The 26,709-nt window shown below is 39.3% G+C and carries 27 protein-coding genes and 3 pseudogenes; 19 read left to right on the top strand and 11 right to left on the bottom strand.

The features are described 5' to 3' along the window. The first annotated feature begins 10 nt into the window (after window positions 1-10). Entirely contained in the window at window positions 11-883 is an 873-nt protein-coding gene (locus tag GPA07_RS12890; protein WP_008361186.1) for an NAD(P)-dependent oxidoreductase, read from the top strand. A 236-nt stretch (window positions 884-1,119) separates the two neighbouring features. On the opposite strand, the gene GPA07_RS12885 is transcribed toward GPA07_RS12890, so the two are convergent. Next, window positions 1,120-1,920, bottom strand: a complete 801-nt coding sequence (locus GPA07_RS12885) for a CAP domain-containing protein (protein ID WP_008356857.1) — start codon at window positions 1,918-1,920, stop codon at window positions 1,120-1,122. 337 nt (window positions 1,921-2,257) lie between these two features. On the opposite strand from GPA07_RS12885, the gene GPA07_RS12880 reads away from it, so the two are divergent. Together GPA07_RS12880 and GPA07_RS12875 are read left to right on the top strand one after the other, a co-directional pair. Then, entirely contained in the window at window positions 2,258-4,381 is a 2,124-nt protein-coding gene (locus tag GPA07_RS12880; protein WP_157292645.1) for a peptidoglycan D,D-transpeptidase FtsI family protein, read from the top strand. Window positions 4,382-4,537: 156 nt separating this feature from the next. Continuing rightward, entirely contained in the window at window positions 4,538-6,367 is a 1,830-nt protein-coding gene (locus tag GPA07_RS12875) for a PAS domain-containing sensor histidine kinase (RefSeq protein ID WP_157292644.1), read from the top strand. Between the two features lie 24 nt (window positions 6,368-6,391). On the opposite strand, the gene GPA07_RS12870 is transcribed toward GPA07_RS12875, so the two are convergent. Next, window positions 6,392-7,564: an aminotransferase A gene (locus GPA07_RS12870; protein WP_008356863.1), complete on the bottom strand. Its 1,173-nt coding sequence runs from the start codon at window positions 7,562-7,564 to the stop codon at window positions 6,392-6,394. 294 nt (window positions 7,565-7,858) lie between these two features. Here GPA07_RS12870 and GPA07_RS12865 point away from each other — a divergent pair, with 294 nt between their 5' ends. After that, window positions 7,859-8,743: a cation diffusion facilitator family transporter gene (locus GPA07_RS12865; RefSeq protein WP_008356865.1), complete on the top strand. Its 885-nt coding sequence runs from the start codon at window positions 7,859-7,861 to the stop codon at window positions 8,741-8,743. A gap of 64 nt (window positions 8,744-8,807) precedes the next feature. Here the strand turns inward: GPA07_RS12865 and GPA07_RS18660 are convergent, their stop codons facing one another. Continuing rightward, entirely contained in the window at window positions 8,808-8,960 is a 153-nt protein-coding gene (locus GPA07_RS18660; protein ID WP_008356868.1) for a hypothetical protein, read from the bottom strand. A 301-nt stretch (window positions 8,961-9,261) separates the two neighbouring features. Between GPA07_RS18660 and GPA07_RS12860 the strand changes: the two genes are divergently transcribed. The 3 genes from GPA07_RS12860 (at window position 9,262) to GPA07_RS12850 (ending at window position 12,220) form a co-directional block, all read left to right on the top strand. Beyond that, on the top strand, window positions 9,262-9,801 hold the full coding sequence (locus GPA07_RS12860; RefSeq protein ID WP_157292643.1) for an RDD family protein: 540 nt from the start codon (window positions 9,262-9,264) through the stop codon (window positions 9,799-9,801). Window positions 9,802-9,927: 126 nt separating this feature from the next. Continuing rightward, complete coding sequence (locus GPA07_RS12855) at window positions 9,928-11,238, top strand: MFS transporter (protein ID WP_157292642.1); 1,311 nt, start codon at window positions 9,928-9,930, stop codon at window positions 11,236-11,238. A 73-nt stretch (window positions 11,239-11,311) separates the two neighbouring features. After that, window positions 11,312-12,220 carry a chemotaxis protein gene (locus GPA07_RS12850; protein ID WP_157292640.1) on the top strand — a complete coding sequence of 303 codons (909 nt, stop codon included), beginning with the start codon at window positions 11,312-11,314 and terminating at the stop codon, window positions 12,218-12,220. A gap of 35 nt (window positions 12,221-12,255) precedes the next feature. Here the strand turns inward: GPA07_RS12850 and GPA07_RS12845 are convergent, their stop codons facing one another. Beyond that, window positions 12,256-12,717 (bottom strand): YkyB family protein, encoded by a 462-nt coding sequence (locus GPA07_RS12845; protein WP_008356877.1) that lies wholly within the window; start codon window positions 12,715-12,717, stop codon window positions 12,256-12,258. A gap of 480 nt (window positions 12,718-13,197) precedes the next feature. Here GPA07_RS12845 and GPA07_RS19165 point away from each other — a divergent pair, with 480 nt between their 5' ends. The 4 genes and pseudogenes from GPA07_RS19165 to GPA07_RS12830 form a co-directional block, all read left to right on the top strand. Further along, window positions 13,198-13,392, top strand: coding sequence for a DnaB-like helicase N-terminal domain-containing protein (locus tag GPA07_RS19165; protein ID WP_082194731.1), 195 nt, complete (start codon window positions 13,198-13,200; stop codon window positions 13,390-13,392). 168 nt (window positions 13,393-13,560) lie between these two features. After that, window positions 13,561-13,698: pseudogene (locus tag GPA07_RS19160) on the top strand (DnaB-like helicase C-terminal domain-containing protein); the annotation flags it as partial. Next, window positions 13,686-13,799, top strand: a pseudogene (locus GPA07_RS19060) (hypothetical protein); the annotation flags it as partial. The pseudogenes GPA07_RS19160 and GPA07_RS19060, both read left to right, overlap by 13 nt. 114 nt (window positions 13,800-13,913) lie before the next feature. Next, a pseudogene (locus GPA07_RS12830) lies at window positions 13,914-14,155 on the top strand (peptidoglycan-binding domain-containing protein); the annotation flags it as partial. Window positions 14,156-14,216: 61 nt separating this feature from the next. On the opposite strand, the gene GPA07_RS12825 reads toward GPA07_RS12830, so the two are convergent. Both GPA07_RS12825 and GPA07_RS12820 read right to left on the bottom strand, forming a co-directional pair. Next, entirely contained in the window at window positions 14,217-14,789 is a 573-nt protein-coding gene (locus GPA07_RS12825; protein ID WP_157292639.1) for a hypothetical protein, read from the bottom strand. Between the two features lie 54 nt (window positions 14,790-14,843). Continuing rightward, on the bottom strand, window positions 14,844-15,326 hold the full coding sequence (locus GPA07_RS12820) for a hypothetical protein (RefSeq protein ID WP_008356882.1): 483 nt from the start codon (window positions 15,324-15,326) through the stop codon (window positions 14,844-14,846). 343 nt (window positions 15,327-15,669) lie between these two features. Between GPA07_RS12820 and GPA07_RS12815 the strand changes: the two genes are divergently transcribed. Beyond that, complete coding sequence (locus tag GPA07_RS12815; protein ID WP_157292637.1) at window positions 15,670-16,803, top strand: Rap family tetratricopeptide repeat protein; 1,134 nt, start codon at window positions 15,670-15,672, stop codon at window positions 16,801-16,803. A gap of 347 nt (window positions 16,804-17,150) precedes the next feature. Here the strand turns inward: GPA07_RS12815 and GPA07_RS12810 are convergent, their stop codons facing one another. The 5 genes from GPA07_RS12810 to GPA07_RS12790 all read right to left on the bottom strand — a co-directional run bounded on the left by GPA07_RS12810 (window position 17,151) and on the right by GPA07_RS12790 (window position 21,305). Next, on the bottom strand, window positions 17,151-17,309 hold the full coding sequence (locus tag GPA07_RS12810) for a hypothetical protein (protein WP_157292634.1): 159 nt from the start codon (window positions 17,307-17,309) through the stop codon (window positions 17,151-17,153). Between the two features lie 530 nt (window positions 17,310-17,839). Further along, window positions 17,840-18,055, bottom strand: a complete 216-nt coding sequence (locus GPA07_RS12805) for a hypothetical protein (RefSeq protein WP_157292633.1) — start codon at window positions 18,053-18,055, stop codon at window positions 17,840-17,842. A gap of 387 nt (window positions 18,056-18,442) precedes the next feature. Next, a complete protein-coding gene (locus GPA07_RS12800) occupies window positions 18,443-19,720 on the bottom strand; it encodes an MFS transporter (RefSeq protein WP_008356889.1) in 1,278 nt (425 codons plus the stop codon). A gap of 73 nt (window positions 19,721-19,793) precedes the next feature. Next, the gene (locus GPA07_RS12795; RefSeq protein WP_008356892.1) at window positions 19,794-20,291 is read right to left on the bottom strand and encodes a L,D-transpeptidase family protein; all 498 of its coding nucleotides are present in this window, start codon (window positions 20,289-20,291) and stop codon (window positions 19,794-19,796) included. Between the two features lie 156 nt (window positions 20,292-20,447). Continuing rightward, window positions 20,448-21,305: a metallophosphoesterase gene (locus tag GPA07_RS12790; protein ID WP_008356893.1), complete on the bottom strand. Its 858-nt coding sequence runs from the start codon at window positions 21,303-21,305 to the stop codon at window positions 20,448-20,450. 145 nt (window positions 21,306-21,450) lie between these two features. On the opposite strand from GPA07_RS12790, the gene fadH reads away from it, so the two are divergent. The 7 genes from fadH (at window position 21,451) to cbpB (ending at window position 26,672) form a co-directional block, all read left to right on the top strand. Next, window positions 21,451-22,215 carry a 2,4-dienoyl-CoA reductase gene (gene fadH, locus GPA07_RS12785; protein WP_008356896.1) on the top strand — a complete coding sequence of 255 codons (765 nt, stop codon included), beginning with the start codon at window positions 21,451-21,453 and terminating at the stop codon, window positions 22,213-22,215. A 64-nt stretch (window positions 22,216-22,279) separates the two neighbouring features. Continuing rightward, complete coding sequence (locus tag GPA07_RS12780) at window positions 22,280-23,500, top strand: EAL domain-containing protein (RefSeq protein ID WP_071169172.1); 1,221 nt, start codon at window positions 22,280-22,282, stop codon at window positions 23,498-23,500. A 261-nt stretch (window positions 23,501-23,761) separates the two neighbouring features. Further along, complete coding sequence (locus tag GPA07_RS12775; protein WP_071167690.1) at window positions 23,762-24,658, top strand: manganese catalase family protein; 897 nt, start codon at window positions 23,762-23,764, stop codon at window positions 24,656-24,658. 185 nt (window positions 24,659-24,843) lie between these two features. Further along, window positions 24,844-25,086, top strand: a complete 243-nt coding sequence (locus GPA07_RS12770) for a YkuJ family protein (RefSeq protein WP_003212254.1) — start codon at window positions 24,844-24,846, stop codon at window positions 25,084-25,086. Between the two features lie 139 nt (window positions 25,087-25,225). Beyond that, window positions 25,226-25,741, top strand: a complete 516-nt coding sequence (locus tag GPA07_RS12765) for a ribonuclease H-like YkuK family protein (protein WP_008356903.1) — start codon at window positions 25,226-25,228, stop codon at window positions 25,739-25,741. 149 nt (window positions 25,742-25,890) lie between these two features. After that, complete coding sequence (gene abbA / locus GPA07_RS12760; protein WP_003210802.1) at window positions 25,891-26,082, top strand: antirepressor AbbA; 192 nt, start codon at window positions 25,891-25,893, stop codon at window positions 26,080-26,082. A gap of 146 nt (window positions 26,083-26,228) precedes the next feature. Next, a complete protein-coding gene (gene cbpB, locus GPA07_RS12755; protein ID WP_157292631.1) occupies window positions 26,229-26,672 on the top strand; it encodes a cyclic-di-AMP-binding protein CbpB in 444 nt (147 codons plus the stop codon). The last annotated feature ends 37 nt before the right edge of the window (window positions 26,673-26,709 follow it).

Here is a 26,709-nt window from a genome sequence, read left to right as displayed (position 1 = left end):
GGAAGACGTGATGACACAAATCAAAACAGTTGGTTTTATTGGAATCGGTGTAATGGGACATAGTATGGCAGGGCATTTAATGGATGCAGGCTATGAGGTTCTCGTTTATACAAGAACAAAAGCAAAGGCAGACGCATTGGTTCAAAAAGGCGCTGCATGGAAATCGTCAGTAAAGGATATCGCCAAAAATGCGGATGCTGTCATCACAATGGTCGGATATCCATCAGATGTGGAAGATGTGTATTTAGGGGAAGATGGGCTTGTGGCACATGCTGCGCCTGGTACCTATCTCATTGATATGACCACATCGAAGCCTCAGCTGGCCAAAGAGATTGCAGAGAAAGCGAAGGAAAAAGGATTATTTGCGTTAGATGCGCCGGTTTCTGGCGGAGACATAGGAGCCAAAAATGGCACGCTGGCCATTATGATTGGCGGAGAAAAAGCAGCCTATGAAGCGTGCCTGCCGCTATTTCAGCAAATGGGCGAAAACATTCAATACCAAGGACCAGCAGGAAGTGGTCAGCATACAAAAATGTGTAACCAAATCGCTATCGCAGCAGGTATGGTAGGTGTCGCAGAGGCAATGGCCTATGCGGAAAAATCAGGGCTTGATCCAGAGCAGGTACTTAAAAGCATCACAACAGGAGCGGCTGGCAGCTGGTCTTTGTCAAACCTTGCGCCAAGAATGCTGAAAGGTGATTTCGAGCCAGGTTTTTATGTGAAGCATTTTATTAAGGATATGGGCATTGCACTCGAGGAAGCAGAGTTGATGGGACAAGAGATGCCAGGTTTGTCACTTGCAAAATCTCTTTATGAAAGGCTTCGTGAAGAAGGCGAAGAAAACAGCGGAACACAGAGCATTTATAAATTATGGGTGAAATAAAAAATCTGTCCCATGTAGGGACAGGCCAGCGTGTAGACAAACCCTCGCATTCTCCCGCAGTCCTGCGTGCCGGTGCTCACGAATGTTAAATTCGTTCCGCGCCGGTACTCGTCCTTCCTAGACTGCAAAGGTTTTCACGTCACGCTGAAAAGAAGACAAAGGACTAAAATAAAGTTCATTTTAGCCCTTTGTCCACAATCTGACCTGTCCCATGTAGGGACAGGCTTTTTTTATGATTATTTTCCGATGAATTGCTGCGTCCAGTAGTTACCAGATTTCACATAACCAACACCGATATGTGTATAATTTTTGTTTAAAATGTTCGCTCTGTGGCCTTCACTGTTCATCCAAGCTGTGACCACTTCTTGAGGTGATTTCTGGCCTTGGGCAATGTTTTCACCTGCTGTTTTGTACGTGATACCGAATGTCTTCATTTGATCGAATGGAGATCCGTAAGTCGGGCTTGTATGAGAGAAATAGTTTTTATCTTTCATATCTTGTGATTTAGCACGAGCCGATTTGCTTAATGCTGAATCGACAGAAAGCGCCTTTAACCCTTGTTTTGCACGCTCTTTGTTTGTTAACTCAACGACTTCTTGTTCAAATGCATTTAAGCTGCTGTCCGCTTTTGTTGCAGTTGTGTCTTTTTGATCCGCTTTTGTGCTGCTGTTGTTCGTTGTGTTTTGTTTTGCTGGAGTGCTTGGTTTAGAAGCAGCTGGTTTTTTCACTGATTCTTGTTTTTGTTCATTTTTTGCTTTGTTGACTTCTTTGACCACTTTTGTACCAGTAACAGGTTGACCGCTTTTGATCAGCTTGTTTAATAGAGCTTCGATCTCTTTTTGGTCAGACTTGCTTAGCTTGTTTACATCTGAAGAGATATGTAATTTTGCAGCTAATGTATGAAGATCAATGGCTTGATGCTGTACGTTTATCACTTGTTTCAGGTTAAGCTCCTTCGCATCAGCCGAATGTCCTCCAGTGAACGTGATCAATGCAGCAGCTGTTAGCGCTGAAAAAAAGAATGATTTCTTCTTCATCTTGTAACTCCTCCTAAAATCTTTGTTTTGTTTTCTCACAGAAAATCATAACATGGACTTTTTGTTAAAAACGTACCAGCATCCTCCATTGACAAAGTGTGTTTGTCATTTTTGTTAAAATCATAGAAAGAGTCTCTTGATATCAATGGATAGAGAATTCTTCCATTTAATGAAAACGACATAAACATTCCAATATTTTAAAGTGTTAGTATATTTTTTTGCATAATAGGGATTGACAGCTTTTTTTCACTGGTTTCGCTGTAACAACTATTACAAAAGTGTTACAATAATGAGTGGTAATTGTAAAAGATTGAAAGGATGAGAGGAGCTTACATAAGTGGGAGAGAAACAGCATCAAGGTGCTGCCGAGCAGAAAAAAATCAAGCGCCGGAACGCCTGGAGAATTAATCTCTTTTTCTTCGCTGTATTTAGTTTATTTGCTGGACTTGTGATCAAGCTTGGTGTGCTGCAGATCGTCAATGGTGAGGATTATAAAAAGCAAGCAAATCGAACAGAGGTCAAAACAGCATCATACCCGTCTCCAAGAGGAAAAATGTATGACACGAGAGGAAGAGTCGTCGTTGATAACGAAAGTGTACCTGCCATCGTTTATACATCAGAAACCGGTGTGAAAGCGGAGGATAAGATTAAGGTAGCAAGAAAACTTGCGACTTATATAAAAATGGATACTGACTTTTTGAGAGAGCGCGACATTCGGGATTTTTGGCTGGCCAGCCACCCGGAAGAAGCAGAGAAGCTTATTTCAAAGGCAGAAAAAAAGGATATTCATGCAAAAGACGTCTATCCGCTTCAAGTGGAGCGTGTGCCAAAGAAAGAAGTAAAGGCCATTGAAAACGATGCGACCGAAAAAGCGGTTGCAGCCATCTACCGAAGATTTACAGGCGGATATGCCTTTGAGCCGCAAATTGTTAAAGCAATGGACCCAAACGAAAAGAAAAAAAGGGACGAAAAAGTTGCTTTACTCGATGAAACAAAAGAATCAAAACAGACATCATCAGTGAGTTTGACATATGAAGAAATCTCACTTGTGTCAGAGCATCTCGATGAACTGCCTGGTGTCAATGTCATCAATGACTGGACAAGAAAATATCCGTATGAAAAAACCCTTTATAATGTCCTTGGCGGTGTGACGACACCAGAGCAAGGGATTATAAAAGAACGTGAAGATTACTATATGGCAAGAGGCTACTCGCGAAATGACCGGGTAGGAAAGAGCTATTTAGAATATCAATATGAGGATTTCTTAAATCCAGAAAAAGCAACCGTCCAATATACACAGGTCGGCGGAAAGCTGCTTGATGAAATCAAGCGGACAGAAGGGCGAAGAGGATATGATCTTGCACTGACATTTGATATGGAACTGCAAAAGGAAGTCGACAAGATCGTTGAATCAGAGCTGAGATCCGCTAGTGCAAGAAACTATATGATGGACCGGGCATTTGTTGTGATGATGGACCCGAACACAGGCGATATTCTCGCCATGTCAGGAAAGAAAATGGACGGCAGAGATGTCACCGATTATGCGATTGGAACATTTACCACCCAGTACGAAATGGGCTCTGTTGTCAAAGGAGCCACTGTCCTCTCTGGCTATCAGGACGGGATGTCACACAATCAATCCTATATGGATACACCGCTCTACTTTGCAGGAAATGGAAAACCAAAGAAATCATACAACAATCTTGGATGGGTTAATGATCTACGAGCGCTCCAAAAAAGTTCAAACGTCTATATGTTCCATGTAGCGATGAGAATGGCAGGTATCACCTACCAAAAGAATGGACCATTGCCAGCAAGACCTGAACACTTACAAAAAATGAGAAACTACTATGCGCAATTCGGCCTTGGCGTGAAAACAGGGATCGACTTGCCGCAGGAATCAAGCGGAATGCAGACGCATCCTAAGACAGTTGGCGGACTCTTGCTTGATGAAGCGATTGGCCAGTATGACACGTATACACCGCTTCAAGTCGCACAATACATGTCAACCATCGCCAATGGAGGCAACCGCGTTCAGCCAAGAGTGGTGAAAAGCGTTCACCTTCCAACGAATAAGGAAGAAGTAGGCCCTGTTGTGAAAAAATATGAGCCGAAGGTGCTGAACACCATTAACAACTCAAAAGCAGATATTGACCGCGTTAAAATGGGATTGAAAATGGTGACATCTGCTGGCGGGACTGCTGCTGGACGGTTTGGTCATCATGATGTCGCAGGAAAAACGGGTACAGCCCAAACCTTCTACTATGGCGCTAACCGCAGCTGGTGGGGAAATGCCACGTACAACTTAACCTTTGGCGGATACTATCCTTCTTCTAATCCAAAGGTAGCTTTTAGTGTCGTGACACCTTATGTAACCGATAAAGATCCTGTGATCAAAACCATTCCGAGTAAAATTGTTGATAAGTACGTTGAACTACAAAAGAAATATGAAAAAGAATAAACAGCAGGGAGCACAGCTAGAGAAAGTGCTCCCTTTTTGCTGAAAATATGGACGTTTCACACGAGTTTGGAAGGAAAATACGGTTTTTCTAGCGAATCCTTTTTATACATCAAACTAAGGACAACCCTAAAAAAATAAAAGGAGGGTCGGACGACGATGGAACAAAAAATGAAAGATTCGAATCAGCTGTACTCGAATATTGACTTACATGCCGTTCTTTCTTCTAATGGCCGCTTTCTCTATATTTCTTCCAATTGTAAGCAGCTTTTGCTTTATGAACAAAAGGATTTACTAGGATGTTTTTTGAAAGACTTTGTTCATACAGAAGATCAATTTCTCGTCGAAAGCTATTTCTATAATCAGCACATGCTAGAGATGTGCCACTTTAGACTGCTTAGAAGTGATCTTACAGCTGTTTGGGTAGAAGCAAGCATTGATTTTGTTGCTTGTGATGGTTTAAACAACGAATTAAGTAGAGAAATGATCCTGAAAATGAGGGTGCTGGACGCAGAGCCACAAAAAGCAGCATTTCAAACAAAAACAGAAGTGTCCGAACAGTCGTTAGGCAGTCTGCCGGATTTCCAAGATGTCAGTGAAGCAGAACATTTGGTTGCCATGCTGCCAAATCCGTTATGTATTACGGCGCTTGGAAAAATTGTATATGCGAACGATGCGATGCTGGAATTAATGGGTGTATGCACAAGAGATGAAATGATCGGCAAGTCTGCGTTTGACTTTATTGCCGAGGAATACCATGACATTGTCAAAAGCCGAATTAAAAGGCTTCAGCAAGGACTTCCAGTCGGAATGATTGAACAAATATGGAAGCGAAAAGATGGGAGTACCGTTCATATTGAGGTGAAGTCATCGCCTGCGATCTATCAAAATCAACGGGCAGAGCTTTTGCTCTTAGTGGACATCTCATCGCGCAAAAAATTCCAAACCGTTCTTCAAAAAAGCAGAGAGCGGTATCAGCTGCTTATCCAAAATTCAATTGATACGATTGCGGTCATCCATGATCATAAATGGGTGTTTATGAATGAATCGGGCATTAAATTATTTGAAGCCGAACATTACGATAAATTAATCGGAAAGGATATCTTTCATCAAATCCATTCATGTGATCAGCAAAAAGTCAAAAAGAGCTTATCTCGTATTATTGAAAGAGCATCAGATTCTGAGATAGTGACGATGAGCTGCCATACGTTTAAACACCGGCTGATTTATACAGAAATGGTTTGTATTCCGACTACATTTTTTGGTGAAACAGCTGTTCAAATTATTTTAAGAGATATATCTGAACGAAAACAAACAGAAGAACTCATGCTGCGCTCTGAAAAATTATCAATTGCGGGTCAATTGGCGGCGGGCATTGCACATGAAATAAGGAACCCGTTAACAGCGATCAAGGGCTTTTTACAGCTGATTAAACCAAAAACAAAAGACCGTGATCAATATTTTGAGATTGTCTTCTCTGAGCTGAGCCGAATTGAAATTATCTTAAGTGAGCTGTTAATGCTCGCCAAGCCGCAGCAAACAGCATCAATGCAGACGCTTGATTTGAAAAAAATCATTAGCGAAGTCACCGCTCTGCTGGAAACACAGGCCAACTTAAATGGAATTTTGATGAACACAAGTGATATCGAGGAGAATCTCCTGATGAATGGGGATCAAAATCAGCTCAAGCAGGTGTTTATCAACTTAATCAAAAATGCCGTAGAATCCATGCCGGACGGAGGAAGGGTAGACATTAAGGCCAAAGCAGAAAGAGATGGAATACTTGTCACGATTAAAGACGAAGGGGTCGGCATTCCTGAATCAGTGATGAAGCGGATAGGTGAGCCCTTTTTAACCACAAAAGAAAAAGGCACAGGACTAGGGCTTATGGTGACATTTAATATTTTAGAAAATCACAACGGGACGATCCGTGTGGATAGTCAGCCTGAGAAGGGGACCGTGTTTCACATCATGTTTCCAGCAAAATAAAAACAACGGCAAGAGAGCCGTTGTTTATCCGTCTGTTGAGCGTATGGCCCGTTTTTCAAGTACAAATTGTTCTAGACGGTCAAGTCCTTCTTTTAGCGTTTCAAGTGAATATGCATAGGAAAGGCGCACATATCCTTCGCCGAGTGGAGAGAAAGCAGAACCAGGTACGACAGCAAGTCTTGTTCGTTCTAACAGCTCCATGCAAAAATCAAATGAACTCATTCCAAACGATTCAATGGATGGAAAAATATAAAAAGCGCCTGATGGCTTAATGACCGGAAGCCCCATAGAAATGAGCCGATCATATACATAATCGAGTCTTTTCTTATATTGCTCTCGCATAATGAGTGCATCATCCACACCATTTGTTACAGCTTCAAGTGCCGCCTTTTGTGAGACAGCCGAGGCACAAGACACGTTATATTGATGTACTTTTAATACATGTTTAGCAATAGGAGCTGAAGCAAATAAAAAGCCGATTCTCCATCCGGTCATGCTGTGAGATTTTGACAACCCATTGATCACAATCGTCTGTTCCTTTAAAAAAGAGGCAATGGAATGATGCGGCCGATCAAATGTCAGCTCACTATAAATTTCATCAGATAGAATAAAAATATCCTTTCCTTCAAGAAGCTGGGCAATTTCTTTCAGTTCTTCCTCTAACAGAGTGACACCAGTAGGATTTGAAGGATACGGCAGGACAACACACTTTGTCTTTTCCGTTAATGCTTCCTCAATCAGCTTGGCATTTAATTTAAAGCCAGCATTCGTTGTGTCGATATGCACGGGCACCGCGCCGCACATTCGAATGATCGGTTCATAGCCAGGGTAAACCGGGCCAGGCAGGATGACCTCATCGCCCTCAGTCAAAATGGTCCGAAACGCGGCATCAATTGCCTGACTCGCACCTGTAGTGACAATGATTTCTGACTCTGCATCATAATCAAGATGGACTTTCTTCTTGATATATTGCTGGATCGCTTGTCTTAGCTCTAAAAATCCAGCATTATGAGTATACGAGGTGAAATTCTCGTCAATCGCTGTTTTGGCAGCTGTTTTGACATGATGCGGCGTATAAAAATCGGGCTGACCTATGGTCAATGAAACGACATCCTCATATGAAGATACGAGATTTGAAAATGTTCGAATGCCTGAAATTTCAATATCCTTTACTCTTGGATTCAGCAAATGCTCCATTTCTCATCACCTTAAAAATTTATGTTTTTATCCTATTTTACCATTCACTGCATAAATGTCACCTGTGGAAAGGCTTCGGATATCGTTATATGTAGTCTATTCTCCTATCCATCACAGCATGAGTGATATATGAAGAAAGAGCAACATTTATTATAGCGTAACCTGCTCGGAAAATACAGCTCTGCTTAAGATGATTAGAATAAGGCAAAACGGTATAAACTGAAAGAACGCTAGAAACAAGTCATGGGAATTGCCTTCACAGACAAACGATCTCCTAAAGGAGGACGATAATAGATGGAACAATCAGCAAAGACATCGAAAATAGCCTTTCTATCCGTAATTAGTAATACGTTTGTTGTGGTCCTTAAAATCATTGTAGGACTGTTAACTGGATCTGTTGCGGTTTTATCAGAAGCCATTCATTCCTTTCTCGATTTAATGGCCTCTTTTATTGCATTTATCTCTGTTCGTATTTCAAGAAAGCCAGCAGACGCCAAACATCCTTATGGTCATGGGAAAGTTGAAAATATTTCTGGTACCATTGAGACCTTGTTGATCTTTGTGGCTGGAATTTGGATCATATATGAATGTGTTCATAAATTATTGCATCCAGAGCCTGTTAAACTGCCTGTACTTGGCATTGTGGTCATGCTGATTGGAGCGCTCATCAATTTTGTTGTGTCAAGAGTCGTGAACAAAGAGGCAGAGCGTGTGCATTCTGTTGCTATGAAATCGAATGCGCTGCATCTTTTAACAGATGTTTATACTTCGTTAGGGGTGGCATTTAGTTTATTACTGGTTGCATTAACAGACTGGTATTTCCTTGATCCAATCATCGGAATGGTTCTTGCCCTCTTTATTATGCGTGAAGCGTTTAAACTCATGAAAGAAGCCTTCCCGCCGCTTGTCGATGCACGATTAACACCAGAGGAAGAACAATCGATAGAGGATATTATTCAAACATTCAGCCAAGAATTTATTGAATATCATGACTTTCGAACAAGACGATCTGGTGCAGAAGAATATATTGATTTCCATTTGATTGTTCATGGGAAAACAACCATCGAAGATGTTCATCAATTATGTGATCGAATTGAAGAGAACATTCAGCAGAAGTTTCCACATGCGCAAATCTTTATTCATGTAGAACCTGAAACGGAAAGAAGCACGCAAACATAAAAAAGGCGATCAACCTACTCTCAGGTTGAATCGCCTTTTTTTATGTTTCATCTATGAAATGAAATCAATATCCATAAGCAGTATCGTAATCTTCATACCAAGAGATATAAGCGGCGTCTTCATCTGACAAACCATGCTTCATGTCTAAAAAATCAGCTTCGCAAATATCTTCAATCACAGTCATTTCGTTGTTCTTTAATAGTACGACAGTTCCCATCATGAACACCTTTCTTTAAAAAATCCTTGACTATTGTACCATGTGAAACGTGATTGTCAACAGAAGAATCGAAGCAAAACGAAAATATCACAAAATGTTAAAAAATCAGGAGGTAAAAGAACTAGAAATACCATGATTTTCACAAATTTTCAGTATTTATTCATATAAACGGAACTTGAAAAACTAATCTGAAATTCATGTAAAAGTGTAAGGCTTCATTGATCTTGCTATATTCATCAGATATAATAACGAATGATTATAAGAAATTTATAGAAAACATACATAATAAAGGAGAAATAGGATGGAAACAAACATTTCAGAAGCACCCATTCAAGAAAAAAAGCATCCCGAACTAGCAGGAGTGGGTTATCGTTTTCTTGCTCATCTTTTGGACGGGGTCATTATCAGTGTACCGTATTCAATCATCATGTTTATTTTGGCAACACTCTTTTTTGTCTTAAGCCCTGAGGCAGCAGCTATGATGTATGATGACAGCTATTACTACTCGACAACCGTGATGACGGATGAAGAATGGGCAGTCATTATGGGACTTATCGTTTTCTACGCAGCAGTGATCTTAATCGGTATTTTAGTGACTTGGCTTTATTATGCGTTGATGGAAACATCAAAGCTGCAAGGAACTCTTGGTAAGATGGCTCTTGGGATCAAAGTGACAAAAGTAACAGGCGAAAAAGTAACATTCGGACGCGCTACAGGCCGATTTTTTGCAAAAGGCTTCTTGTCTCCAATCTTATGTATTGGCTACATCATTGCCTTTTTCACAGAAAAAAAACAAGCACTTCACGATTTGATGGCAAGTACCATTGTAGTGAAGAAATAATGAAAAGAAGCACCTCTTTTGTTTTGTAAGGGGTGCTTTTTGTATAGATCGCTTGTATGGAAGAAGGAAACGTCACATAAAGTAGAATGATAGATAAAAATAAGGCAGGGAAGGGAGTCAAGTATATTGAGAAGAGAGAAAAAGACCGTTCAAAAAAAGGGGGCAGGCTTTGGACTGTTTTTAACAGCACCTGTGCTGGCCTGGGCGCTTTATGATTTTGCAAATACAATATTTTCATCCAATATGATCACCATTTTCTTCCCGTTCTACTTGCAGGAAACAATAGGGAACAGTGCGAGAATGGACCAGATCGCCAGTACATTTATTTCGTATGCGAATGCACTCGCAAGCTTTTTTCTCGTGATTTTTACGCCTTTATACGGTGTACTGATTGATCGAACGGGAAAAAAGAAGCGTTATATTACGGTGTTTACCCTGATTTGTATTGCCTGTACGATTTTGATGGGAATCTTTGCTGGGATTGATTTTTCAAGCGAATGGTTTGGTCTGCCTGTCTCCTTATTAGTAGTGGTTACCTTGTTTGTCATCGCTAAATTTTTCTATCACTCTAGTCTTGTTTTTTATGACACCATTTTGCCCGATCTTGGGACAAAGGATGAAATACCACTTATTTCTGGTTTCGGTATTGCCGTTGGCTACTTAGGTACACTTGTTGGCCTTTCTGTTTATTTACTTGTAGGAAATGACCAGTTTCATGAAGCTTTTATTCCGACAGCACTTTTATTCTTTCTCTTTTTTCTCCCCTTTCTCTTTTTTGTGAAAGATCCTCATCCGCTGCCACAGCAAGAGAAGAAGGCGTCTTTTTTTAGCGGATATAAAGAGATTATTCAAACGTTTAAAGAGATGAAGCAATACAAGCCGGCCTTTATTTTTATGATCGCCTTCTTTTTTATGAATGATGCCTTACAGACAGCGATTGCAATGATGGCTGTCTATGCCAAAATCATCATTGGCTTTACCGCTGGACAATTTATTTTGCTTTATCTTGTATCCACGATTTCAAGTATCATTGGCTCCTTTCTATTTGGATATATCACAAAGGCCATCGGGGCAAAGCGATCGATTACAGTCGTGTATGTCATTTTAATTGTGGCACTGATTTTAGCTGTCACAGCCTCGGCCGAATGGGTCTTCTGGGTAGCGGGCAGTTTATTTGGGATTTCACTTGGCGCAAGCTGGGGGGCATCGCGCATACTGATTATCGAGCTGACACCTAAGGAAAAACGAGGGCAATTCTTTGGCCTCTTTGCGTTTTCGGGGAAGGTGTCTTCCATTGTCGGTCCTATCATTTATGGCTCTGTCACACTGCTATTTGCAGAACACGGGAATCTCGCAAGTCGTCTTGCACTGGGGTCTTTACTTATCCTTGCAGCCATAGGACTTATCATTCATCAATTCGTGCGAGAGAAAGCGTAAAGAAACGTCAACTTTTTACCCATGCTGCCGATATAAAAAGTACAATCTTATATTGAAGAATAGAGGGATTTCAGTGGCTTTAAACAAACAAGAAATTTTACTTGACTCTGGTACAAATGAATTGGAAATTGTAAAGTTTGAAATTGGTTCAAATCAATTCGGCATTAATGTCATGAAAGTAAGAGAAATCATTCAGCCAGTTGAGGTGACAGTTGTACCGCACTCTCATAAAGATGTAGAAGGTATGATTAGTTTACGAGGCGAGATTTTACCAGTCATCAATCTATTTTCCTTTTTTAATGTCGAGTCAGATCAGTCAGAACAAGAGAAATATATTGTGACTGAATTCAACCAACGGAAGTTTGTGTTCCACACAGGAACGGTGTCACAAATTCACCGCGTCAGCTGGGAAGAGATTGAAAAGCCAACTGCACTCAATCAAGGAATGGACCGTCATTTAACAGGGATCATTAAGCTTGATGGAAAAATGATTTTCCTTCCAGATTACGAAAAAATCATTTATGATATTGAATCTGCTTCCGGAGTGGATACGTACCATATGTTTGACGGTGAAAAAGACGAGAGAAGAACAGGGAAGAAGCTTTATGTCGTTGAAGATTCTCCGCTTCTCATGCGTTTATTAACGAATGAATTAACCGAAGCAGGCTATAAAAACATTGTCACCTTCGAGGATGGCAAACAGGCATATGATCATGTCATGGATCTTGTCAGCAAAGGCATCAGTGTCACAGATGAAATTGATATGATTATTACAGATATCGAAATGCCAAAAATGGATGGTCATCGATTAACAAAACTGCTCAAGGACAATCCTTTGACACAGTCCATCCCGATTCTCATTTTCTCTTCTTTAATCACTGAAGACCTGCGGCATAAAGGAGAAACCATCGGTGCAGATGATCAAATTAGTAAACCAGAAATTCACCAGTTGATTGAAAAGGTAGACCAGTTTATTATCTAAAGAGAAAACCACTCGCTCTGAGTGGTTTTTTCTGTTTAAAAATAACTTTCTCCTAGTCGTTTGAAGACGGGCTTTGTATAATGTGATTTTTGTTTTGTGGCGGCGGGTTTTTCTTTTAAACCGACATACGTTTGAAGTATTTGTTTTGCTCGATTTAATGACATATTCGCTTTTGGGTTGCGATATGATTGATTTAAATTGCCTAAGTGTGGCAAAAATTCGAAGTCTTCTTTGGTTGGTGGCAGATGAAAATAATAATCTCCAATTTCAATCAGCACGTCGGACTGTTGTTGACTATATTTGGGATTATTAGAGAAATGTAGGCCCACTTTTCTTCCTTTACCTTCTTGCAATAGTTTTTGCAGCGCACGTTTTTTTAAAAGATAAAGAAACTTGGGATTTGGTGCGGTTTTAGCATGGCGGTTAACAGTATAAATGGCTTTTGCGATGTTTTCTGCTGTAGGTTCTATGTCTTTAGTATGAGCATAATCGTCCATTTTTTCTCTCCTTTGTCTTTCGTCTTCCTGTGCTTAGTATAAATTATACGTTTTTATTAGTAAATTGCAAATAGGGTTATTGTAAAAAGAAAACCTTTGGTATAAAAGAGTTAGGGGGGGATTAAAAAATTTAATGTTTTAGAATCCCCCCAAATGATAAATTCATAGCCTTTACAAAAACTTCAACTGATTCTATTTATATTTCTTCGAAAGATAGCGATATATGTCATTCATCATTTGAGGGTATTTTATAGACGATCAGCAATTACTTTAACTGGTCTTCTTTTGCTTATCAGTATAGTCGCATGAGTGTCTCTTAAAACATGAACGCTCATTTTCTTTAGATTTTGATTCTCGGCAACTTACAGCATAATGATGTGAGTTAGGTGATCTAGTTTTTCATTTGTCCGACTAATGAATATGTAATCTTCTTCTTTTAAAGGATGACTTAAGGAAAGCTTTAACTCTTTACACCATTGCATTTACAAAGCCTTTCAAAAGCTGGATAAAAACGGCGATCCTATTGACATAGTGTCAGTTATTGAGCATGTGGGACGAGAAAATCTAAAGGGGATCGGCGGGAGAAAATACTTAACTGAATTGATGAATGCCTCAATCACTACAGCAAAACAAGCGTTCTATGAAAATTTAATGATTCAGTATTGGAAAAAGTGAGAAATTGCGAAAGTGGACGTCTTGCTAAAAGTATCTTCTAATAGCGACGATATGAGTCAAACTATAAAAGAGGGTATAAGCTCTCTCATGAGTTTAGAGGATGCGACAGGCACGGACGACGACGGGTCTATCAATAATGACCTAGTTGAAATCTATCAAGAGTTAGAAACGCCTAAAGGTGATGTAACTGGTATGCCTAGTGGTTTTACTGAATTGGACAGAATGACGTCGGGTTTTCAGCGACAAGAATTTATAATCGTCGCCGCTCGTCCATCCGTAGGAAAATCTGCCTTATGTTTGAATGTACGTCATTAGCACTCTTTCAAAAATTCATTGTCTATATGATATTTGCTTGGCGAGTCAAAGAAACAGGATATAGACGATTGACAAAAGCATATATCAGCATGTCACGTAAAGGCGGTAAGTCCGTTCTTGTTGCGGGGTCGCCTTTGCTCACACAAATCAAAAGCCAATTATTAAACCAACAAAAGCAGCACCATCCAAGTCTGCTAAAAAGTCGCTTGCCAACAGGCATTTTAAAAGTTACAAAGCCTCTTAAAAAGGAGGCAGGGGTAAAAGCCATACAGGAAGCCCTGACTGCCGTATATTTCCTAATAAAGTCGTAAAAAATAACGATATAGACGGCTATTATGGACCGAAAACAGCGGATGCGGTCAAACGATTCCAGCTCATGCATGGTCTTGCTGCTGATGGCATTTATGGTCCAAAGACTAAAGCTGTTTTAGTAAGGCTATTAAAATAAACAACTATAGACATAAGACTACAGAAAATGAAAGCTATAAAATAAACAACCCCCTTCTCCATTATTGGATAGGGGGATCTTCTTCTATTTGTTGATTTTTTTGATCCAGCGCAGAGGATATAATGTCAAGACCGATGTATAAAAAGCTAACAAAAAATGATAAAATTAATATGCCATTTCCCCATATAGAAACTTCAATTATCTCCATATTTAGTACATATTTAATTGAAAAGTAAATAAGAGCCCACGAAGCAAAAAATTCTAAAATATAAGTTATCCATTTTGGGACCTTCAACAAAAAAATGATTCCTTTCCCTATAAATAAAACTATAAATGACCAAAAAATCACGACGATGCTAACTAACAACGAAAAGGTCACCAAAGAGAAAAATGAATCATAAGTGATGTATTCGCCGAAAAGAAAATTCACTCCCAGTGATACTAGGTAAAGCATGAAAGTTGGAATAGCAATAACGAAACTAAGGGAAAAACATATTAGTAAAATAAGTAAAACGGCAACAATAGCACCAGGGGGTTCATCTACAACGTTTTTTTTTCTTAAAAAAGTATAAAATATGATAGACACTAAAAGGAGCACTAAAAAAGTCAATGAAATCACATAAGAAAAAGACATGAATACCCTCCATAAAAAAGCGCTATTAGAAAACTAATAGCACTTATTGTTTATTTAAAGAAGATTAATGATGAATTTTGCCAAAGTTTTAGCAACATCTCTAGGCGCACCCATTTTAGTAAAAGCTTTTGTAAATTGTTTTTCAGTCCATTTTTCCCCCTTATCCATTACCTTTGCGATTTTAGCAGAATGCTTTCTGATCCAAGCAGCAGCCTTTGGATTAAAGGGTTTCAATGCTTTTGATAGTAACCACCCACCAGAACGTAAAGCACCTCGGAATGCTTTATATGTCCACGAAACAGCCCCTTGAGTAGAAACTTCCCCGTTTGCGGCTGTTTGAGTTGTTAAAGCATTTGACTGAATAGGGCTAGTGCTGTTATTTGTTGCGGCTTGTTGTAAAGAAGTTTTATAAACCTTCGTATGTACTGGTGTTGTTGACTTAGCTGGCTCTGCTGCAAACACAGCAGTCGCACCCAGACCAGAAGTTAATAGAGTTGAGCTTAGTAGTACAGGAATAATTTTTTTTCTGAAAGTCATGTTATTCGCCTCCGAAAAAATAAATAAAGAGACTGTTTATTATGTTAGAAAACCTTGTTGTTCAAGTCTCAATTATAAAATACATTTTGAGAAAAACCAGTGGAATATGTCTTAAACCCTTATAGGTCTTTTATATAAGAACATCACCTTTTCTACAAGATTTGTAAAAATCGTAACAAAAACCACATTTAGGGTGAATGATATTTTTGAACTGTATTTTTTTGTGTGTCTATTTAATTATAATTAATTCTTGTGGAAAATTGCGGTTTCTTTTCGGTGTGGAATTATTCGGAAAATGATAATATATGTCATTATAGGGGATAGTAAGGAAGGGGTAGAGTCTATGGAGAAAGTGCTTTCTTCTCATGTCGGCTTGAAAATCAATGAATGGTATTACCATATTCAAAGATTTAACGTGCCGGATGCCGAAGCATATAAAGAAGAAATTAAATCTTTGCTCGATAATATGGAGGAAAACCAGGACTTATTGTTATATTTCTCACTCATGGAATTCCGACATAAATTAATGTTAGATTATTTGAAACCATTGGAAAATGGAAAAGAGCGTGCCAACTTTAGAGAATTAGCAATGAAGATCAAAAAGGATCAAGAGAAGTTAACAGGACTACTTGAATATTATTTTAATTTTTTCTACGGCATGTACGAAATTGAAAATTATGAATACCTCAACGCCATTACCTTCTACAAACGAGCAGAAAAGAAATTATCCTTAGTAAGTGACGATATTGAACGTGCCGAGTTTAATTACAAGATGGCTGAAATCTATTACCACATGAAACAAAACCACATGTCTATGCACCATATCGCCCAAGCAATAGATTGTTACAAAGAAAAAGATACTTATACTGTTAGGCAGATACAGTGTTCTTTTGTTATTGGATTAAATTATATTGATATGGGTTGCCCCGAAAAAGCCTCACCACATTTTATAAACGCCTTAGAAAAAGCAACGGAAAGCGATACCAAAAGATTAGAAGGATCAGCTCTATATAATTTGGGATTAAGTTATTTCCACAACGATGAAATTGCTGATGCAATCAAATATTTTAATGATTCGATCAACGCTTTTAAAGAACGAGGTTATGAGCATTTTAACAGAATACTTGATCCTTTAAGTATGCTTGTAAGATCATATTTTCATGAAAAGGAAAACGATCTCGGCATATACGCCCTTAACCAGGGAATAGAATTGGCTGAAAAATTAAATGATGATGTGATGCTTAAAGTGTTCACATTCTATAAGGCGCTTTATGTGAAAGATGATTATGATAAAGTGTTGAGTGATATCGAATATTTAACCGAAAAAGTCATGTACGCAATTCTTGAAGAATTATCGAAAGATGCAGCTAGAAGGTATAACGAAGTAGGAGATAAAGACAAGGCGTCGAATTTTTATGAGAAGATTCTTTATTTCCAAAGATTAATAAGAAGGAGCGATTGCCTTTATGAAATTTAAGTCATTGATCGCAAGCATTATAATTGTTGGAACATTAGGTGCAATCGGTTATTTTGCACTAACACAAAATCATGATGAAGCAATAAGAGGTCATACATCCAGTATCGGTTATGATAAATTCCATTAGAAAAAGCCCTTTTCGGGGGCTTCTTTTTTATTTGGACAGCCATTCCTTTTTCTCTTTATCCCATGTGACATAAGATTTCTAAAGGCTTTTCTTATAGATTGTTCGTCTTTACCGGTTTTTAGTTTTTAGGTCCTCCATTGTGGGAAACTTACTCATATTATAGATGATCCTGTATAGCTTCCTCTCAAGATCATTCATGAAATCACCACCTTGGACTATCTTATTTGAATATCTTTTTCACTAGCTTCTTGGATGCTTTACCTGCTGCCCGTCGCATGATCCGTTTTCCGATTGTTCCTTTTTGAACAGCGTTGACGTCATCCAAGTATTTTGATGTTTTATAAAGGAATGATCTTATTTTGTTTATATTCATTTTCATTTTACGCTCCTTTTACGTCTGTCCTTTTGAAACTCCTCCCAAAAGAATCCTATCATATAGTTGACTTTAGAAAGGTGAAAATTAAGTGAATAAGAGGAAGGTTGTCATGTGAAACGTATGTTTGGTAAACTGTTAGATTTTTATTAGTAAATGGCAAATAGGGTTATTGTAAAAAGCCATATATGATGATTTTGAAACGTGGCTGGATTCCAAGTGCAAGAAACACGATCATATAACAGTCAGTATGCTTCATCTCGCTGTTTCAGATGGAAAGAATAATAGATTGGCAGAGTGTAAGTAGTAGGTGCAAAAGGGAGGGAGAGCATGTCAAAAGTCGTTTATTTGTTTGCTGTCCTTATCAGCTGAGTAAGTGCTGATAAATATACACAAAGTGAACTATCATACCTTGATAACTACCTATTTAAATAAATGGGTAGTTTCTCAATGTGTTTTATTTGTTCATCCATTGCACGTATAAAATCGACCATATGCAAGACAACAGGGTCGAACATATGGCTTAAAATCATGGACTATTTCGTATGACAAGAATAAGCGCAATAAAAACAACCGTTAAAATCTGTTTCGTTCGTCATTTTTTTGGCTTCTTCCATGGCGCTTTCACCATTCATGTGCAGACCAATCAACGTACGGCTTGATGCATCACCTAAAAATGCGCAGTCTTCTGTATGTACAACGTATTGTCCATGATCATTTTTTGTATGAATAAAATAATAACTTTTTAGCATACCCCTCACCTCCAACCTGACTATCCTACTATAAAACTTCCAAAGATGTAAAGGTTTTTTGTTGAAAATGTTTTGATTTTACACATATTCCTTTTATTTCATAATGAGTTAAGAGATATGGAAATCTAAGTGAGAGTCAATGTGAAAATGAAGTTTGTCGAATAAAGGCATGCTAACGCCTTGATGGTTTGGGTGTTGGGGGATAGTGTATGTAGTACATGGTCTGCCCATTTGTCCTGTTCTGCGCTTGCTCATCTTTTTTTAAGCATTTTTGCCGGTGAAAGAATGACTCATTTCGATTAGCAGAAAAATAGCGCCCTTCACGTGAAGGACGCCGCAATCATGATAAAAGGATGTTCTCAAGAAGCAAATCCTTTATTGGTATATTTATTGAACTCCTTGGCCCTTTAATTCACGCTGCACGTCTAAGTCGGCAGCCTCTCTGCTGAACTTCGGCAATGTAATGAAGTAAAAAAGGAAGACGAGTAAAATAATGATGCCCATTCCGTAATAAATATAAGAAACATTTGTGATCAGCTTTGGAAATAGGACGGCAATTAAACCTAGCGTCATTGATTGTGCAAACATGGTGAGCGGATCAACCCATCCTGATACGCGGCCCATTAGGCGAGGATGGACAATTCTCGGCAGCCAGCCTCCTATGACAATGTTGACTGGACCAATGCATGTACCAATGACAAATGATGTGACATAAAATAACCATAGTGAATGGGTAGAACCAAGGACAAAAATAAGAATGCCGGCAACCAGAATTGGAATCGACATGAGGTATTGCATTTTTACCTTTTTAGCAAGAACAGAACCCAATAAGCTTCCAACAAGAAGCCCTGCACCGATTGCAATTGTAAAGAAGGATGTATGCAGCTCAAAGTGATCTGGTGAAAGCCCGTATTTCATCGTAAACATTGGAAGAACGGCAAATGCGCCATTGACTAGACCGAAAACAAAGAAGCCAAAAATTAAAGAAGCCAGTAATTTATTTTTTAAAATATAAAGAATACCTTCTTTAAAATCTTTCAGAGAAGTTTTAATGGTCATGCCTCTCCAGCCGGCTTGTCCATTTGGCTGACGTGCTTCCATTGGAATGTTGCATGATCGAATAAGAATACCTGAAATAATAAAACTGACCAAATCAATGGTAATAGCACCATGAAGTCCAATCGTCTTATACATAATGGCACCTATACCAACACCAAATACCATAAACAGACTAAATAGCATTTGATTTAAACCAGCTGCTTTTGCATATTGATCTTTATTTAAGATGGCCTGAACGAGAGAGGCTTCAGCTGGATAGAAGAACTTCGTAATGGCACTTCGTATAAACAAGATCAAGAAAATAAGCGGCAGTGAATTAAAATAAATGACGATAAATAAAACGATTGTCAGCCCAGCTCGTATCCAATCACAATTCTCTGCGACTTTTTTACGATCAAAACGGTCAGCGACCACACCGACCATAAAAAAGACAAAGACCGTAGGCAGTGAATACATGAGCTCTGCCAATGTGGCGTAGGCGGGCTGATGACTAAAATGGTCGAGCAAATAAAAGGCAAACGCCATATTGCCTACTGTTGTCCCCATTTGCGAGGCAAGTGCTGCAAAAAAGAGACGAACAAAATTTCTGTTTTTAAAAATATCCATAAATACGCTCCTTAACCTGAAGATCCCACTTTCTATCATATAAAATTTTAACCATTCATACAATTGATTTCTCCTACTGGCTAATGGTCACAGGTGTTCCATTTGGAACGAGTGAAGCAAGTTCGAGGACATTCTGATTATACATACGAATGCACCCTCTAGACACAGCTTTACCAATTGAAGACGGGTTATTCGTCCCGTGGATGCCGTAATGAACTTTCGAAAGGCTCAGCCAATAGACGCCAAAGGGACCTCCTGGGTTTGGTTGTCTGTTGACAATATAATAAGAGCCTGTCGGGGTCATATTTAAAATTCTTCCTGTTGCAATCGGGTACGAGCGTATGAGTTGTGATCCAGAAAACAGAACGAGACGCTTCGTTGAAATTGAAACGGATATGCGGTAAGGGATGGTACTTGGATCCGGCAGCCCGGGAATGATGATGATCTCATTTTGTTCTGGTTCACGAGATTCAAGTGACGGGTTTGCAGCCTTTAAGGCATCTGTTGTTGTTCGGAAATCAAGTGCTATAGAAGCAAGTGTTTCTCCACTTTTCACCGTGTATCGCAGCACGAAGGACACTCCTTTTGTTCAAATAAAAGAAGCCGTGATGCCCGTCATTCAATATACAATATGGACGGAATCAGGCCCAGTAAGGTTTCTCCTAACATTTGTCATGAGAACGATCTTTATTTATACATATGCTGATCAAGGCGATTTGGCTTCTGTTTACACTCGAGAGGTTAAGGTGAGAAAGGTGATCTCAGGTTTGGCTAAAAATCGCAGCGGCATTCTGGTTGTCCCAAGTCCACGGTTGACATAGATACGGTGCTGATAGCTGCCGTATAACCCTTCGACATATGTATGCCCATAAGGTGCTGTGAGAATCGGTCCATAGAAAGGAAGCTGTATTTGACCGCCATGCGTATGTCCTGAAAGCTGCAAGTTAATCGGTGTTGTTTTGAGCTCTAGTGCGGCATCAGGCTCATGTACAAGCAGTAAAGTAAATAGGTCAGAGGAAACTTCCCGTTTGATGAGGTCGTAATCAGGCACATTCATCATGAGGTCATCCAGTGTAGCGAGCTGAATGTGCGCGCCTTCTTTTTCTAAAAGAAACACTTCATTTTTACATAATGTAAATCCGCAAGCTTCCATCGTTTTCTCATATACATCAATGCCAAATGGCCCGTAGTCATGATTTCCGCATATCGCCATCTTTCCAAACGGAGCATCAAGCTTAGACAAATAGGCTCTGGCTTTTTCATGTTCTTCAATAGATGACTGAAAATCAACAAGGTCACCTGTGAACACAATGAGATCCGGAGATTCAGTATTGATCTTTTGGACGATGGACTCTAAATCTTCAGCGGGAAATGTATCACTTAAATGAACATCACTAAATTGCGCAATTTTAAACTGATCAAATGAAGCTGGAAGCTGAGCATCATGAATGGTCAGTGATACGGCATCGATCATGCGCGGCTCAATGTACCGCGCGTAACCATACCCAAAGGTCGTGGTCAAAAAACCGAGAATACTCACTCCAGCTGCTCCTTTTAAAAACTGTCTACGTGAAAGTTGCTTCATATAAGATAAGACTCCTTTAAAAATAAAATTAAGTATAGCATGATATTTGATCAAACTCCCATATGGTGCATGGAGGGGAAATCATGATATGATAGAAAAAACAATGAATGAATAGTCATTCAAATTCATCAAAGGGGGAGAACAAATGACGAAGCAAACAGTGATTGTCACAGGAGGATCAAGCGGAATGGGGAAGGCGATGGCCACTCATTTGGCACTTGGGGGCTGGAATGTTGTGATGACTGGAAGAACAGAAGAGACGCTTGAAGCAACCGCAAATGAAATCAAACAGAAAGGCGGCTCTGTCGCTTATTTCCAAATGGATGTGCGAAATCCAGATGATGCTGACCAAATGGTGAAGTTTGCGGTAGATACATTTGGCGGTGTGGATGCGCTTATCAACAACGCAGCGGGGAACTTTTTGGTTCCGGCGGAAAAGCTGTCTCCAAACGGATGGAAAGCGGTCATTGATATTGTGCTAAATGGTACATTTTTTTGCAGCCACGCGGTGGGCAATTATTGGATTCGTCAAAAGAAAAGCGGGAGTATGATTAACATGGTCGCCACATATGCATGGGGTGCTGGTGTAGGTGTGGCGCATTCAGCAGCAGCAAAGGCGGGTGTTCTATCACTGACCCGCACGCTTGCGGTGGAATGGGGAAAACAATATCGAATTCGCGTGAATGCTATCGCACCAGGGCCAATTGAGAGAACAGGCGGTGCTGATAAACTGTGGGAATCTGAAGAGGCTGCACAAAGAACTTTAGATAGTGTGCCTCTCGGCAGACTTGGCACGCCAGAAGAAATTGCAGAGCTTGCGAGTTTCTTATTATCAGACCATGCATCTTATATTAATGGCGATTGTATCACGATGGATGGGGGACAGTGGCTTAACCGATCACCATTTTGAATGACCGTGTATGACCTGCTTTTGATATGGTATAATCACACAAAGAGAGAAGCAGGTGATGAAAATGGTCGATCCATTGGATATTTTAACGAATATTGAAGATGTTTTCCCGCACTATCAAGCGATCTTCAGTGCGGAAGAACAAAAAGTGATAGGCTATGAGATTCTAGGAAGAATGAAGCTTGAGTCGGGAACGGTTAGTCTAGGCTCCTTCTTTACGGATTCATCTATTCCTGACGAATATAAACTTGAAGTAGATCAAAAAGTACTGAGTCAAGCGCTTGATCTCTTCACAGCGGCGGATGAAGATTTGCTCATTTTTATTAATCATGATGCCAATGTCCTCATGCTTGACCATGGCGAAAGTTTTTTAGAACTTTTAAAGGAATATGAAGCAAGAGGCATTCAGCTCAACCGGTTTGTCATTGAAATTACTGAACATACGTTTAGCGGCGACATTGAGCAGCTTTACCATACGTTAACGTATTATCGTACATATGGAATCAAAATCGCCGTATCTAATATAGGAAAAGAAAGCAGTAACCTTGACAGGATTGCCCTGCTTTCACCCGATCTATTAAAAATTGATTTACAGGCCTTAAAGGCTTCCTCTCCTTCCCCTTCCTATGAATATGTCTTATACAGCATTTCACTGCTTGCGAGAAAAATAGGAGCGGCTTTAATTTATGAGGACATTGAGGCAAATTTTCAGCTGCAGTATGCATGGAGAAACGGCGGGCGATATTTTCAAGGCTTCTATCTTCATGAGCCTGCGGCAGAACTAATTGACCGTAACAAACGAAAAGATCAGCTTAGAGAAGAGTTTCAACAATTTATTGCCCATGAGAAAAAGAAACTTCAAGCTGTCTATGAGCATTCTGAAACATTTTATAAGCGAATTCATCAAGCTGTCAGTACATTAAAAAAATCATGCAGTACAAATGATGAACTCATTCAAAAACTGGCACTCGAACTAACAGATTGCAGCTTTCGAATTTATATGTGTAATGAGGAAGGATTTCAAATCACTGGGAATGTATTTAAGAAAGATAAAGAATGGTTGTTTCAGCCGGAGTATATAGAGAAAAACTGGAGCTGGCGTCCTTATTTCCTAGCGAATATTCTTCAAATGAGAATTAGTGGAAAAGGATTTTTCAGCGATATTTACAGTGATTTAGAAACTGGAGAGCGAATCCGTACGTTTTCCTATCCGTTAGAAGAAGACGTATATTTGTTTATAGACCTCCCGTATGCTTATCTATATGAGCAAGATGGATTAATTTAAAAGCAGCCTTCATGGCTGTTTTTTAAAATAGAAAAAAGAAATAAAAAATGGTTGACAATGAAACTGATAATCATTATCATTTAGTTATAGAGAGAAGCTACTCTCTGTTCCCCAACCCCTCTATCAGATCAAGATCCAAAAAACTTGGCGCTACCCCCGCCAAGTTTTTTTTGCGTTTTAATCTTTCCCTTCATGCATAGGACATCCCAATTCATCCATACATCTTAAGTGATGATAGTTAGACGGTAGGAGGGAAAAGCCATGATCAAACGCGACAAGCGGCTGCTGATTGATTTGCCAATGCCAGATCACCCAGATGCAAATGGTGCAGCTGCTGTGCAAGAATTACTGGGCGGGAAATTTGGTGAAATGTCCACATTAAATAATTACATGTTTCAGTCCTTTAACTTTAGGGGAAAACGAAAACTCAAACCGTTTTATGACCTCGTATCAAGTATTACAGCTGAAGAATTTGGTCATGTAGAGCTTGTGACAACCGCTGTCAATCTCATGATTACAGGAACCACTCATGGGGGAGATCCAGATACAACACCGATGAAAGCAGCTGTTGATAAACGAAATACACAGCATTTTATCCAAACCGCACAAACAGGCTATCCGTTTGATTCAATGGCAAAACCATGGACAGGAGAGAATGTGTTTTCAAGTGGTAACCTGATTCTTGATCTTCTTCATAATTTCTTCCTTGAGTGCGGAGCTCGTACACATAAAATGCGTGTATATGAAATGACGGATCACCCTACAGCAAGAGAGATGATCGGTTATTTACTTGTAAGGGGAGGCGTGCATGTGGTGGCGTATGCAAAAGCTCTTGAGGTAGCCACAGGAGTAGATGTAGGGAAAATGCTGCCGATTCCAAACCTCGACAATAAATACTTTGATTCTGCCAGAAAGTTTGAAGAGCAAAATGTTCATACAAAACTGTATACATTTAGTGATACGGATTACAAGGATATCAATCTGATTTGGAAAGGCAGCCACCCAATTGATGGAAAGCCGCTGACAGTCATTGAGGGCACCCCAAAAGGGGCACCTGTACCAGATTATAGAGATTTGCCGGAAGAGTTTGCGCCGGGTATTTCAAAAGAGGATTTTGACGAAATCGCCAAACGGCTGATGAGATCGGCAGGTATATAAAAAACAGGATGAATGAGATGAGAAAAAAAGACTCAAAATAAAAAAACAGATTCTTTTTCTTTTTTTGAATTCAAGAGGAAAAATATCATCTGAGAACACTTTATGGTATGATGCTTTGTAGGACTTGTGTATAATCAATACGGGTTCATCTTGAGTTGTTTTTTTGAAAGGAGTCTTTTTTTAGAATGTCACAATTAATGGGTATTATTACAAGGCTGCAAAGTCTTCAAGAGACAGCAGAAGCTGCAAACGAGCCGGCACAGCGTTATTTTGAAGTGAACGGTGAGAAAATCTGTAGTGTTAAGTATTTCGAAAAGAATCAAACGTTTGAATTGACTGTTTTTCAACAAGGGGATAAGCCAAACACTTTCCCATTTGACAACATTGATATGATTTCGATTGAGATTTTTGAGCTTTTACAATCCTAAGCTGAATCGTATGAAATGTTTTTTCTGAGGATTCCTTCGTTTATTTCGGAAGCATACACTTCATAGGTGATGGACAAATGGAAGATGATCATTCAGCGCATTGTTCGGATAAGAGACCATTAAAAAGGAGTTCCTTTCTGTGAGCGATTCTTTTTTCTTTCATCTATCTGAAGATCATTTAGCGTTTTCTGATGTCGTCATGAGAATGAAAGACTTTATTCGAAAAGATCCGAGATCTGTCTATGTGTTATCAATTGGTACGGACTCTCAGGTTCATCAGAATGTCACAACATTTATGACTGCAATTCATCTTCACCGGATTGGCAAAGGAGCGTGGGGCTGTCTCACACAACACGTGATGAACAGACCTGTGCAAAGTCTTAGAGAAAAAATTTCATTAGAAACAGCGTTTAGCCAAAAGGTATGCGCAGACATCCTGGAGGGACCTTTAACAGAACTGATGGATTTGCTTCTTCCGTTTGCTGAGGAAGGGGCAGACCTTCGTTTTGAAGCTCATCTAGATATTGGCAAAAAAGGAAGTACGAAAGAGCTGATTCAGGAAATGACCGGAATGATCACAGCTATGGGAATTGAAGCAAAAATAAAACCCGACTCATATGCAGCATTTTGCTACGCCAATCGATACACAAAATAAATTCCGTCATTTTTCTCCAAACCTTGTCGAAACATGCGGTTGACGATTCGATTCTAGTTCCTTATTCTAGCTGTATAGAGAGGAAGCAGACATTCAAACGCCTGCTAATCAATATAAAAGCATATATGAAACAGGGGGCCTGATGTTGAATGAGCGTCATCGAAAATCGTTTTAATGAAGAAGAGAAAAAGCTATTATTAAACGTATTACTGAATCAGGAATATGCTGTCGAATTACTAAGCAGTGAGATCAATGATATAGAATGTGGAACAAAAAATGTGGACGACAATACGTATAAGCAATTGATCACATTGTATGACAGAGTAAGGTTTGAGAATTAATATCCGTTAAACATTCTATTAGATACTCTACGCTGAGTATCTTTTTTATGCAGAAAAAAATCTTTCGACAAATTTCGTTTTAGTTTATGCTTAATATGAAAAGGGAATGGATGATTGATGATCGAGAGAAAAGGGGTCGAAGAAACATGATAGAGATAGAACCGACTCAATTGCTTGAGTCAACAGTAGCCGAACATATGATTGATGCAGATAAAGTGGCACATGTTCAAATGGGAAATAATCTTGAGCATGCCCTATTGGTCCTGACAAAAACAGGATATACAGCCATACCAGTATTAGATGCTTCTTATCATCTTCATGGGTTAATTGGAACAAATATGATCATGGATAAAATCTTTGGTTTAGAACGAATTGAATTCGAAAAACTCGACCAATTGAAGGTAGAAGAGGTCATGCTAACAGATATTCCAAGACTGAAAACGACTGATCCAGTGCTGAAAGGCGTTCACTCTGTGACGAATAATGGATTTGTTTGTGTAGAGAATGAGGAGCAAGTGTTTGAAGGGATTTTTACTCGACGTGTTGTATTAAAGCGCTTAAATGAGGTCATTCATTCCGCAAAAAAATGAGCTGCAGCCCAGCTTATTTTTTTTGCCTTCATAAGCT

Source organism: Bacillus sp. ms-22 (assembly GCF_009759805.1).
Lineage (GTDB): Bacteria > Bacillota > Bacilli > Bacillales > Bacillaceae > Bacillus > Bacillus xiamenensis.
Note: the sequence above shows the minus strand (reverse complement) of the source record. Positions and strands in the feature narration are given on the sequence as shown.